The sequence below is a fragment of the Terriglobales bacterium genome (assembly GCA_035457425.1).
Lineage (GTDB): Bacteria > Acidobacteriota > Terriglobia > Terriglobales > Acidobacteriaceae > JACPNR01.
In genome coordinates this window covers 44588-56141 of the sequence record DATIBR010000103.1, presented here as the reverse complement: position 1 = coordinate 56141, position 11554 = coordinate 44588, and the positions used below count along the sequence as shown (strand labels likewise).

9 protein-coding genes are annotated in these 11554 nt (G+C 66.6%); 6 read left to right on the top strand and 3 right to left on the bottom strand.

Annotated features, from left to right (window positions below):
* Positions 1-67: 67 nt before the first annotated feature.
* From VLA96_07870 to VLA96_07850, 5 genes are all read left to right on the top strand, one after another.
* Entirely contained in the window at positions 68-1057 is a 990-nt protein-coding gene (locus tag VLA96_07870; protein ID HSE49106.1) for a deoxyribonuclease IV, read from the top strand.
* 49 nt (positions 1058-1106) lie between these two features.
* Positions 1107-3647 (top strand): leucine--tRNA ligase, encoded by a 2541-nt coding sequence (gene leuS / locus VLA96_07865; GenBank protein HSE49105.1) that lies wholly within the window; start codon positions 1107-1109, stop codon positions 3645-3647.
* Between the two features lie 139 nt (positions 3648-3786).
* Positions 3787-4740 carry a hypothetical protein gene (locus VLA96_07860; protein HSE49104.1) on the top strand — a complete coding sequence of 318 codons (954 nt, stop codon included), beginning with the start codon at positions 3787-3789 and terminating at the stop codon, positions 4738-4740.
* A 42-nt stretch (positions 4741-4782) separates the two neighbouring features.
* Positions 4783-6411: a glutamine-hydrolyzing GMP synthase gene (gene guaA, locus VLA96_07855; protein ID HSE49103.1), complete on the top strand. Its 1629-nt coding sequence runs from the start codon at positions 4783-4785 to the stop codon at positions 6409-6411.
* Between the two features lie 2 nt (positions 6412-6413).
* A complete protein-coding gene (locus VLA96_07850) occupies positions 6414-7160 on the top strand; it encodes a hypothetical protein (protein ID HSE49102.1) in 747 nt (248 codons plus the stop codon).
* Here VLA96_07850 and VLA96_07845 read toward each other — a convergent pair.
* Both VLA96_07845 and VLA96_07840 read right to left on the bottom strand, forming a co-directional pair.
* Positions 7157-8032, bottom strand: a complete 876-nt coding sequence (locus VLA96_07845) for an MBL fold metallo-hydrolase (GenBank protein ID HSE49101.1) — start codon at positions 8030-8032, stop codon at positions 7157-7159. The two genes, VLA96_07850 and VLA96_07845, sit on opposite strands and share 4 nt — an antisense overlap.
* A 72-nt stretch (positions 8033-8104) precedes the next feature.
* Positions 8105-9115: a tagatose 1,6-diphosphate aldolase gene (locus tag VLA96_07840; protein HSE49100.1), complete on the bottom strand. Its 1011-nt coding sequence runs from the start codon at positions 9113-9115 to the stop codon at positions 8105-8107.
* Between the two features lie 174 nt (positions 9116-9289).
* Here VLA96_07840 and VLA96_07835 point away from each other — a divergent pair, with 174 nt between their 5' ends.
* A complete protein-coding gene (locus VLA96_07835; GenBank protein HSE49099.1) occupies positions 9290-10684 on the top strand; it encodes an amidohydrolase family protein in 1395 nt (464 codons plus the stop codon).
* Positions 10685-10798: 114 nt separating this feature from the next.
* On the opposite strand, the gene rph is transcribed toward VLA96_07835, so the two are convergent.
* On the bottom strand, positions 10799-11536 hold the full coding sequence (rph, locus tag VLA96_07830; GenBank protein ID HSE49098.1) for a ribonuclease PH: 738 nt from the start codon (positions 11534-11536) through the stop codon (positions 10799-10801).
* Positions 11537-11554: the final 18 nt, after the last annotated feature.

Genomic DNA, 11554 nt, shown 5'->3' with positions numbered 1-11554 from the left:
CCAAGAATGGCGAGGGCGTGGACCGGCAGCCGACGACGGTCGACCTGATAAAATCAAGGATTCACCCGTGCCTCGCAGCATCGTCAAGCGCAGTCTGGCCAAGGAACAGGATCTCCAGCGGTTACCGCCTCCGAAGCGGCCGCCGAAGCACACGGCGCGGCGCATCGGGATCCATACCTCGACCGCGGGCGGCGTGGAGACGGCGGCGGAGCGGGCGTACCGGTTGGGCTGCAACGCGTTCCAGGTGTTCTCGTCGAGCCCGCGGCAGTGGAAGCCGTACGGCCTGGCGGCGGCGCAGTGCGAGACGATGTCGCGCCTGCGCGAGCAGTACGGCCTGAAGCCGCTGGTGATCCACTCGAACTACCTGATCAACCTGGCGGGGACGACGGCCGAGTTCCACATGAAGTCGGTGGAGGCGTTCCGCGGCGAGGTCGAGCGGGCGCTGGCGCTGTGCGCGGAGTACCTGGTGCTACATCCGGGCTCGTTCCGCGGCGGCAGCCGGGACGAAGGTTTGAAGCGCGTGGCGGCGTCGATCGCCGCGGCGTGCAGCGGGTTGGACCTGGCCGGCAAGGGCCTGGCCATCCTGGTGGAGAACACCGCGGGCGCGGAGTACTCGCTGGGCGGCTCGTTCGAGCAGGTGGCGGAGCTGCTGCACTACCTGCGCGGCGTGGTGCCGGTGGCGGCGTGCATCGACACCTGCCACGTGCACGTGAGCGGATACGACATCGTGTCGCCGGAAGGTTACGAAGAGACGTTGCGGCAGCTGGATGCGACGGTCGGGCTCGCGAACGTGCCGGTATGGCATTGCAACGACGCGAAGAAGCCGCGCGGCTCGAAGCTCGACCGGCACGAGCACATCGGGCAGGGAACCATCGGCCTCGGGACGTTTCGCCGGCTGCTGAACGACCCGCGAACGGCGCACGCGGCGTTCATCGCCGAGACGCCGATCGACCGCCCGGGCGATGATCGGCGGAACGTGGAAGCGCTGAAGAGATTGGTTGTGAGAGACGAAAAGCAGACCACGAAGGACACGAAGGTCGCACGAGGGACCTCATGAGAATCTTGGTGAGACCTTCGTGTGCTTCGTGGCTCGCTTGTGATCGTTGATGGCTGACGAGAAAACAACCCGCGAAGAGCTGCTGCGCTACGAGCCGCAGAAGATCGAGGAGAAGTGGTACGCCCGCTTCGAAGCCGATCCCAAGCTCTACGCCGCGGAGCCCTCGGACTCGAAGCGCAAGAAGTACTACGTGCTCGAGATGCTGCCGTATCCCTCGGGCGCGCTGCACATGGGGCACGTGCGCAACTACTCCATCGGCGACGCGCTCGCGCGCCACATGTGGATGCGCGGCTACAACGTGCTGCACCCGATGGGCTGGGACGCCTTCGGGCTGCCCGCCGAGAACGCCGCCATCAAGGCCAAGGTCCACCCCAAGAAGTGGACGCTCGGGAACATCGCGCACATGAAGGCGCAGATGAAGCGCCTCGGCTACGCCTACGACTGGGCGAAAGAGGTCACGACCTGCCTGCCGGAGTACTACCGCTGGAACCAGTGGTTCTTCCTGAAGATGTACGAGCGCGGGCTCGCCTACCGGAAGAAGTCGCGGGTGAACTGGTGTCCGGAGTGCGCCACCGTGCTGGCGAACGAGCAGGTGGTCGGGGGTTGCTGCTGGCGGCACGAGACCACGCCGGTCGAGCAGCGCGAGCTGGAGCAGTGGTTCCTGCGCACCACCAACTACGCGCAGGAGCTGCTCGAGGGCATCGAGAAGCTCGAGGGCTGGCCGGAGAAGGTCCGGACCATGCAGCGCAACTGGATCGGGCGCAGCGAGGGGGCGTACGTCGACTTCAAGCTCGAGAAGCCGGCCAAGAGCGGCGACAAGATCACCGTCTTTACCACGCGCATCGACACCATCTACGGCGCGACCTCCATCCAGCTCGCGCCCGAGCACCCGCTTGTGATGGATCTGGTCGGCAACGACCCCGATCTGGCCGAGAAGGTCGAAGAGATGGTGCTCGCCCAGCGCCAGGCGAAGGAGGCCGGCGAGCTCGGGGAAGGCGAGAAGAAGGGCCTGTTCACCGGACGCTACGCAGTCAACCCGTTCCACAACGAGAAGATCCCCATCTGGGTGGCGAACTACGTCCTGATGGACTACGGCACCGGCGCGATCATGAGCGTGCCGGCGCACGACGAGCGCGACTACGAGTTCGCGAAGAAGTACGATCTCGAGATCCGCATCGTCATCCTGCCGCGGCGCACCGGCGAAGTCCCCGGCGCCGACGAAGGCGACACCAACCTGCTGCCCTACACCGGCGAAGATTCGCTGCTCATCAACTCCGGGGACTTCAGCGAGCTCTCCTGCCGCGAAGCGCAGCAGAAGATGGGCGAGCACGCCGAGCAGAAGGGCTTCGGCAAGCGCGCGGTCATGTTCCGGCTCAAGGACTGGGGCATCTCGCGCCAGCGCTACTGGGGCACGCCCATCCCGATGCTTTACTGCCCGAAGTGCGGCATCGTGCCCGTGCCGGAGAAGGACCTGCCGGTCGAGCTGCCCGACGACGTCGAGATCACGCTGCAGGGCGGCTCGCCGCTCGCGCGGCACGAGAAGTGGGTGACCGCGAAGTGTCCGAAGTGCGGCGGCCACGCTCGCCGCGAGACCGACACCATGGACACCTTCGTCGATTCGTCCTGGTACTTCTACCGCTACACCGACCCCAAGCTCTCGGACCGCGCGCTCGACACCGCGACCATCGGCTACTGGTTCCCCATCGACCAGTACATCGGCGGGGTGGAGCACGCCATCCTGCACCTCATCTACTCGCGCTTCTGGACGAAGGTGATGCGCGACCTGGGCATGGTGAAGAACGACGAGCCGGCGGCGCGCCTGTTCACGCAGGGCATGGTGATCAAGGGCGGAGCGAAGATGTCGAAGTCGCTCGGCAACGTCGTGTCGCCCGACGACATGATCGCGAAGTACGGCGCCGACGCCACGCGGCTCTACACGCTGTTCGCCGCGCCGCCCGACCGCGACCTCGACTGGCAGGACATGGGCGTCGAAGGCATCAGCCGCTTCCTCTCGCGCGTGTACCGCTTCGTGATGAAGCACGCCCGCGCCGGCGAGTCGCCGGCGCCTACAAAAGAGTCAGGACCCGAGGCCCGCACTCTCCAGCGCAAGCTGCACCAGACCATCCGGCGCGTCTCCGACGACTTTGCCTCGCGCTGGCACTTCAACACCTCCATCGCCGCCATCATGGAGCTGGTGAACGAGCTCTACGGCGCGGAGGAGGCCATCGCTTCCGGCCGGGTCCCGGCGCAGCTTGTTCGCGAGATCGACCGCGACCTTGTGCTGCTGCTCGCGCCGATGGCGCCCTACCTGGCGCACGAGCTCTGGGAAGCGATGGGCGAGCAGGGCAGCCTGCTGCACGACAACTGGCCGCAGTACGACCCCGCGCTCGCCAGGGAAGACGAGATCGAGATCGTAGTGCAGGTGAACGGCAAGGTGCGCACGCGCCTCACGGTCCCGGCGGATGCCGCCGAGGACCACGTCCGCGAGCGCGCGCTCGCCGACGAGAAGGTCCGCGCCTCGCTCGACGGCAAGCAGGTCGTGAAGACCATCGTCGTGCCGGGCAAGCTGGTGAATGTGGTCGTGAAGTAGCCGTTCGTCTAGGAACATCCCGAGCGAAGCGAGGGAGCCCTACCTCACGATAGTCCATCGTTTGGGTAGGGATTCCTCGGCCTGCGGCCTCGGAATGTTTCTCAACAGGCCGTTTGGACCAGTGATATATCCTGCCGTTGTGAGCAACGAATCGCCGATCCGCTACGGCTTCCGGACCATCTGGCGCGAGCCCTCGCTCGCCCTGGCGGAGATCGCGTGGCGCTGGTCGTGGGGGGCGGCGACGCTGCTGTTCGCCTGGTTCGCCGGGCACGAGTTCCTGCGCTCGCTGACCGTCTCGCATCGCGACGAGTGGCAGCTCCAGTCCGGCAGTCCGCAGCTGATTGCCGACGCCATCATGCACATCTTCCAGGGAAGCGGGCCGACGGTGCTGCGCCTGTTCCTCATCGTCGCGCCGGCCTCGGTGCTGCTGTGGGTGATCGCCGCAACGCTGGGGCGGACGGTGACGCTGCGGTCGCTCGTCGCCGGCGACGCGCGGTTCACGGGCCGGAGCCTGAGCCTGCACCTCTGGCGCGCCGTCATCGGCGCGCTCTCGTTCGGCGGCACCGTGCTCTCGTTCCTGGCCGCCGCGCTGTTGATGGCGCGCACCGAGCCGCCGCAGCCGCTCGTGTTCATGGCGGTGTTCTTCCCGCTGACGCTGCTGTTCACCTTCGTGCGCTCGCGCATCAACTGGCTGCTGCTGCTGGGCAACATCTACGCCGCGCGCGGCATGAAGGCGGGCGAAGGCTTCGGGCAAGCGACGGTCGTCTTTCGGCGGCGCTCCGGCGAGTTCATGGGCGTGGGCGGAGTGGCCGGCGCGCTGCGCATCGTGCTCATCGGGGTGGTGACGTTCCTCGACCTGGCGCTCGTCCCGTTCGCCGGGGAAGCCTCGAGCTGGCTGCTTTGGGCCCTGTTCGCCGTCATCACGCTCGCGTACTTCGCCGTCTCCGACTGGCTGTACATGGTGAAGCTGGCGGCGTACGCGCGCATCATCGAAGAAGACGCGCGGCCGGCCGAAGCTCCCGCCGCGGTCGCGGCGGCGCCGCGCATCCCGCCGGCGCCGGTCGCGCCCATCCCGAGCGTCCCTGCGCGCTAGCTTTCTCCTTTACACTGACGGGTGGCTTTGAGAAGCTAGTCCATGGACGCCCAATCCATCGTCATCCTCGACTTCGGCGCGCAATACAGCCAGCTGATCGCGCGCCGCGTCCGCGAACAGAAGGTCCACTCCGTCGTCCTCCCGTGTGATTCCAAGCTGGAGGAGATCCAGGCGTACCGGCCGATCGGCATCATCCTCTCGGGCGGGCCGAGCTCCGTGTACGACCAGGACGCGCCCGAGATGGACGAGCGCGTGCTCGCGCTCGGCGTTCCCATCCTCGGCATCTGTTACGGGCTGCAGGTCATCGCGCACAAGCTGGGCGGCAAGGTGGTGCCGGCGGCCAAGCGCGAGTACGGCCACGCGGACGTCGAGATCCTGAACGGCTGCGCGCTCTTCGCCGGGCTGCCCCGCGCGATGAGCGTGTGGATGTCGCACGGCGACGAAGCCCGCGAGCTGCCCGCCGGCTTCAGCCTGGTGGCAAGAACGGCCAGCGCCGTCGCCGCCATCGAGAACCCGGCGAAGAAGATCTACGCCGTGCAGTTCCACCCCGAGGTACACCACACCAAGCTGGGCACCGAGGTGCTGCGCAACTTCGTTTTCAACATCTGCGGAGCGCGCGGCGACTGGACGCCCGAGCACTTCATCCAGTCGACCGTGGAGCAGGTGCGCAAGCAGGTGGGCGAGAAGGGAAGAGCCATCTGCGCGCTCTCCGGCGGCGTGGACTCCTCGGTCGCGGCGGTGCTGGTCCACAAAGCCATCGGCGAGCGGCTGACGTGCGTCTTCGTGAACAACGGCGTGCTGCGCAAGGACGAGTTCCGCAAGGTCCAGCAGAACCTGCGCGACAAGCTCGGCCTGAACCTCATCGCCGTCGACGCCAGCGCGCGCTTCCTGGCGAAGCTCGCCGGCGTCACCGAGCCGGAGAAGAAGCGCAAGCTCATCGGCAACGAGTTCATCGCGGTGTTCGACGACGCGGTCGAGCACCTGCTGCGTGGCGACCTGCCGCGCAATGCCACGGTCTCCGCGAACGAGAAGGGCCTGGAGGTCCGGGAAACCGGAAACGGGAAACGGGAAACGGGTTCGATCGACTGGCTCGTCCAGGGCACGCTTTACCCGGATGTGATCGAGTCACGCTCGGTGCGCGGACCATCGCAGACCATCAAGACGCACCACAACGTTGGCGGCCTGCCGGAGAAGATGAAGCTCAGGCTCATCGAGCCCTTAAAGGATTTGTTCAAGGATGAGGTCCGAAAGATAGGCAAGGACTTGGGCATGCCCGACGACATTCTGCAGCGCCAGCCGTTCCCCGGGCCCGGCTTGGCGGTGCGTGTGCTGGGCGAGGTCACCGCCGAGCGCGTCGCCATGCTGCAGGAAGCCGACGACATCGTCGTCAGCGAGATCAAGCAGGCCGGTTTCTACACCAAAGTGTGGCAATCGTTCGCCGTGCTGCTGCCGGTGATGACCGTCGGCGTGATGGGCGACATGCGGACCTACGCTTACACCTGCGCCATCCGCTGTGTGCACTCGGAAGACGGCATGACCGCCGACGTCACCGAGCTGCCGTGGGACCTGCTGAAGCGCATCTCGACGCGCATCGTGAACGAGGTGAAGGGCATCAACCGCGTCGTCTACGATACGACCTCGAAGCCTCCGGGCACGATCGAGTGGGAGTAGCGGTGCCGCGCTGGCTGCTCGCGTTGCTGCTGCTGCCGGCGGTCGCGCACGCCGCCGAGCTCGACGAAGCTCGCAGGTTCACGCTCGAAGGCCGGCCGCGGCAGTTCTTCCTCTTCGCGCCCGACAAGAGCTGTGAGCCGGGCGCCAAGCCCGCGCCGGTGGTGCTCCTGCATCACGGCACCGGGGGCACTGGCCGCGAGCTGGTGGGCGCGTGGCGCAAGCTGGCGCGCAAGGAACGCATCATCCTCATCGCGCCCACCGGCACCGGCCCCTACGGCTGGATCCCGCCGCAAGATGGTCCGGAGCTGCAGCGCTCTATCGTCGAGCAGGTTGCGCAGGAGTGCGCGGTTGACGGCCGGCGTCTTTACGCCGTGGGCTTCTCGAATGGCGGAGACCATGCGTTCTACGTCGCTATCTCCGAGAGCCGGTACTTCGCGGCGGCAGCGGTCTTGTGCGCGTCCCTGCGGCCGCGGCAGTTCGCCATGCTCGACCTGGCGCCGCGCAAGATCCCGGTGTTCTACATGGTCGCGGAGGCCGACACGGCGTACCCGATGCGCGAAGCGGTCGCGACGCGCCGCGCGCTGAACGAAAGAAGCTGGCCGCTGCAATACGAACAGATCCCGGGTCCGCACCGCTACGACGAAGCGTTCACGGAGCGCGCGTGGCGATTCCTCAAGCAGCAGCGACTGGAGCGCGAACCAGTGTTCGTCCCACTGACGGGGCAATGGCTCCGCCACGCGCTCCGCTAGAAGCGCATCAGGTCCTTGCCGAGCACGAATTTTCCCTTGTAGTGCTTCTTGACGTCGCGCTCGATGAGCGCGGCGTACTCCGGCTCGGGCGAGACGATGTGCGAGAGCACCAGCAGCTTCACGCCGGCACGTTCCGCCACCTCGCCCACTTGCTCCGCTGACGTGTGATAGCGCTTCAGGTTCTCCGCGACCTTGGGCGGATTGTTCTTCTCGAACCGGCCGGGCGCGTAGACCTCGTGCACCAGCACGTCGGCGCCCTTGGCGTACTTCACCAGGTTGTCGCTCGGGCGCGTGTCGCCGGAGATCACGATCTTCCGCCCGCCGCCTTCGAACAGGTATCCGAAGGCGGGCTTGACGGGCGGATGGTCCACCAGGAACGCCGTGACCTTCACGTCTTCATCCTGGTACACGACGCCTTCGCTGATGGTGTGCACGTTGAACTTCGCGCCGTCGAGATGGTTGTACTCGGTGAGGTCGCGGCGGATGGGGATGTCGACGGCGAACATCTGGAGCACCCCATCGGCGACGCCCTGCGCGCCCTCGGGCCCGTAGAGGTCGAGCGGCGTGTTGCGGTCGAAGATCCAGGTGGTGGTGAAGACGTCGGGCAGGCCGGAGATGTGGTCGGAGTGCAGGTGCGTGAGGAAGACGGCCTTGATGCTGGTATAGGGCAGTTTGAGCGCGGCATAGCGCATCATCACGCCGCGGCCGGCGTCGACGAGGAAGACCTTGTCGTTGACGATGATCGCGGTCGCCGGGCCGGCGCGCTCCGGATCGGGCTTGGGATAGCCGGTGCCGAGCAGCACGACCTCCATCGTCGCGCCGAACGCCGGCAGGGAAGCGCACAGCAGGAACAGCCAGAGCAGTCGTTTCATCGTGGAGAGCCTACCAAAGAAAGGGCGCGGCCGAAGCCGCGCCCTCGAGAAACGCAAACAGAACCCCCGGCGCTACCGTCCCGCGCCCACCGGCTCCTCGACTTCGTAGATGCTGTACCACGGCGTGGCGGCCTTCAGCCGGTCGTTGACGTTGCTGATGTTCTTCACGCCTTCGCTCTCCAGCCACTTGCGGAAGGCGTCGGCGCCCTGCTTCGCGTAGACCGGGATGCCGTCCTTCCAGGTCGCGCGGCCGCAGAGCACGCCGTTGAACTTCACGCCGGACTCCGCCGCCAGCTCGAGCGACTCGGTGAACTCCGCGTTCGAGACGCCGGCCGAGAGGTAGATGAACGGCTTGGTCGTGACCGCGGCGGCTTCCTTGAAAAGCTTCATCGCGTCCTGCTTCGCGTACGCCTTCTGGCCGCCGTAGGCTTTCACGCCCTCGACGAACTTCATGTTGATGGGGATCTCGACCTTCAGGACGTCGACGCCGTAGCGGTCCTTGGAGAACTCCTTCATCGAGCCGATGACGGCCTGCGGCTTTTTCTTGGCGAACTCCAGGCCCTTCTCGTCCGCGCCTTCCTCGTAGGTGACGAACTCGAGGAAGAACGGGATGTCGTTGGCGCGGCACTCATCGCCGATGCGCTCCACCCAGGCGTGCTTGATGTCGTTGATCTTCTGCGGGTCGAACGGCGAGTAATAGAGCAGGATCTTCACGCAGTCGGCGCCGGCTTCCTTCAGGCGCTTCACCGACCAGACGTCGAGCAGGTCGGGCAGGCGCCCCGGGCCGGTCTTGTCGTAGCCGGTCTTCTCGTAGGCGAGCAGCAGGCCGGCGTTCTTGGCGCGCTTCTTGGAAGCGGGCAGGCCCCACTCCGGATCGAGCAGGATGGCCGACGCGTGCTTGGTCAGGACTTCCGTGACCAGAGACTTGAACTCTTCCATCTCGCGGTCGCCGACGTCGCCGCCTTTCTCCTTGGCGAGCGATTTCTGCAGCGAGCCGCGCTGGTCCATGGCGGCGGCGGCGATCACGCCGCGCGGGTCGCTCACGGCTTTCATGCCGGCGAGTTTTCCTGGTGTGAGTTTCATGATCTTCTCCTGGGTGTTCGTTGCGGGTGCGCCGGGGAGTAAGCGGGCACGAGTGCGTTGCCGTGGACATCCAAGATGCGCGCCCCGCGGGTGACGATCATGGATTGTAAATGACTGGCGCGCGCTCCTGCTAGAATCTCCGGTTCCGCACACCCTTCAAGAGAGAGTCCCCCAATGTCCCGCAAGCTCGTGTTCCTGGTTTCGCTCTGTTTGCTCGCCTTCGCCGCCTTCGCGCAGACCAAGCCGGCCGAAAAGCCCGCGGCCAAGACCGGCGCCGCCGAGCGCGCGCCCGAAAAGCCCGCGCCCAGGCTCGTGCTGGTGAAAGCGGCGCGCCTGCTCGACGTCGCCGCCGGGCAGTACCGCACCGGGCAGGCCGTGCTCATCGAAGGCGACCGCATCAAGGCCGTCGGCCCCGCGGCGGAGCTCGCCGGCCAGGCGCAGAACGCGGAAGTCATCGACCTGGGCAACGCCACGCTGCTCCCAGGCCTGATCGATTGCCACACGCACTTGAGCGGGCGCGCCGACCGCTACGACGAGCTGTACGACTTCAAGGACACGCCTTTCAACTCCGCCTTCGCCGCGGTGGTGCACGCGAAGAAGACGCTCGAGGCGGGCTTCACCACGGTGCGCGACGTCGGCTCGGCGCCCTTCCTCGCGGTCGACCTGCGGAACTCGATCGCCGAGGGCTTCATCCCCGGGCCGCGCGTCATTGCGAGCGGCCCGATGATCTCCATCACCGGCGGGCACGGCGACCTGAACAACTACTCGCCGCAGACCCGCGTCATGATGTTCCCGGAGGAGCGCGACTACTCCCTCGCCGACGGCGTGGACCAGGTCATCCACGTGGTGCGCGCGCAGGAAAAGTACGGCGTCGACGTGATCAAGATCGGCGCCTCGGGAGGCGTGCTTTCGCGCGGCGACCAGCCCGGCGCTCCGCAGTATTCGGTCGCGGAACTGAAGGCGGCCGCCGACACGGCGCACGTCGGCGGGCGCAAGATCGCGGCGCACGCGCACGGCGCGCAGTCCATCAAGGACGCCATCACCGCCGGCATCGATTCCATCGAGCACGCCTCGCTGGTCGACGACGAAGGCATCCGCATGGCGCGCGAGCACGGCACCTACTTCGTCATGGACATCTACAACGACGACTACCTGCTCAACGAGGCGCCGAAGCACGGACTGACGCAGGAAAAGGTCGAGAAGGAGCGCGCGCTCGGCCAGCTCCAGCGCGACAATTTCAAGAAGGCGTGGCAGGCCGGCGTGAAGATGGCGTTCGGCACCGACTCGGGCGTCTATCCGCACGGCGACAACGCCAAGCAGTTCCACTACATGGTGCAGTACGGCATGACGCCGGCCGAGGCCATCCGCGCGGCGACGCTCAGCGCCGCCGACCTGATCACCAACGTCAAAAAGACGCCGGAGGTCGGCTCCATCGAAGCCGGGAAGTACGCCGACATGATCGCGGTCACGGGCGACCCGCTCGCCAAGGTCGAGACGCTCGAGCACGTGCCGTGGGTGATGAAGGGCGGGAAGGTGTACAAGAACGAGCTGAGAGCCGCCGGTCGGTAAAGGCTTCGGTCAAACAACATTCCGAGCGCCGCGAGGGAGCTTTGCCCTCACGAGAAAGTTTCCTTCAGGCAGGGATCCCTCGCTGCGCTCGGGGGTTTTCCATCGAAGCGGCGCTTATTGGCGGAGGAGCAGTCCGCTCAAGACCGCCTGCTGCTTGGTGACCAGCGTCTCGATGCCGGCGCGCGCGTAGTCCATCATCTTCTTGAGCTGCGCGTCGTCGAACGGGTGCTGCTCGGCCGTGGCCTGGATCTCGATCATGCGCTTGCCGCCGGTCATGACCAGGTTCAGGTCGACCTCGGCGCGCGAGTCTTCTTCGTACGCGAGGTCGAGCAGCACCTCGCCTTCCACGATGCCGACGCTGGTCGCGGCGACGAAATCTCGGATGGGCGCCGCCGTCAGCGTACCCGCCTCCACCAGCTTCTGGAGCGCCAGCCCCAGCGCGACGAACGCCCCGGTGATGGACGCGGTGCGCGTGCCGCCGTCGGCCTGGATGACGTCGCAGTCGATCCAGATGGTGCGCTCGCCCAGCCGGTTCAGGTCCACCACGGTGCGCAGCGCGCGCCCGATGAGCCGCTGGATCTCGTGCGTCCGGCCGCTCGGTCGCCCTTTCGCGACTTCGCGCGGCGTGCGCGTGAGCGTAGCGCGCGGGATCATGGCGTACTCGCTCGTCACCCAGCCGCGCCCCGAGTTCCGCATGAAGTGGGGCACGCTCTCCTCCACCGACGCGGTGCAGATCACGCGCGTGTTGCCCACCTCGATGAGCGCCGAGCCTTCGGCGGTGGAGATGAAGTCCGGCGTGATCTTCACCGGGCGCATCTGGTCGGGGGCGCGATTGTCGGAGCGGTAATACATCGCAGGGGATTGTAAATG

What these genes read in the sequence shown, in the direction of transcription:
- leuS (HSE49105.1), top strand. Translation starts at nt 1,107, where the DNA reads ATGGCTGACGAGAAAACAACCCGCGAAGAGCTGCTGCGCTACGAGCCG.
- guaA (HSE49103.1), top strand. Translation starts at nt 4,783, where the DNA reads ATGGACGCCCAATCCATCGTCATCCTCGACTTCGGCGCGCAATACAGC.
- rph (HSE49098.1), bottom strand. Translation starts at nt 11,536, where the DNA reads ATGTATTACCGCTCCGACAATCGCGCCCCCGACCAGATGCGCCCGGTG.
- VLA96_07845 (HSE49101.1), bottom strand. Translation starts at nt 8,032, where the DNA reads ATGAAACGACTGCTCTGGCTGTTCCTGCTGTGCGCTTCCCTGCCGGCG.
- VLA96_07835 (HSE49099.1), top strand. Translation starts at nt 9,290, where the DNA reads ATGTCCCGCAAGCTCGTGTTCCTGGTTTCGCTCTGTTTGCTCGCCTTC.
- VLA96_07840 (HSE49100.1), bottom strand. Translation starts at nt 9,115, where the DNA reads ATGAAACTCACACCAGGAAAACTCGCCGGCATGAAAGCCGTGAGCGAC.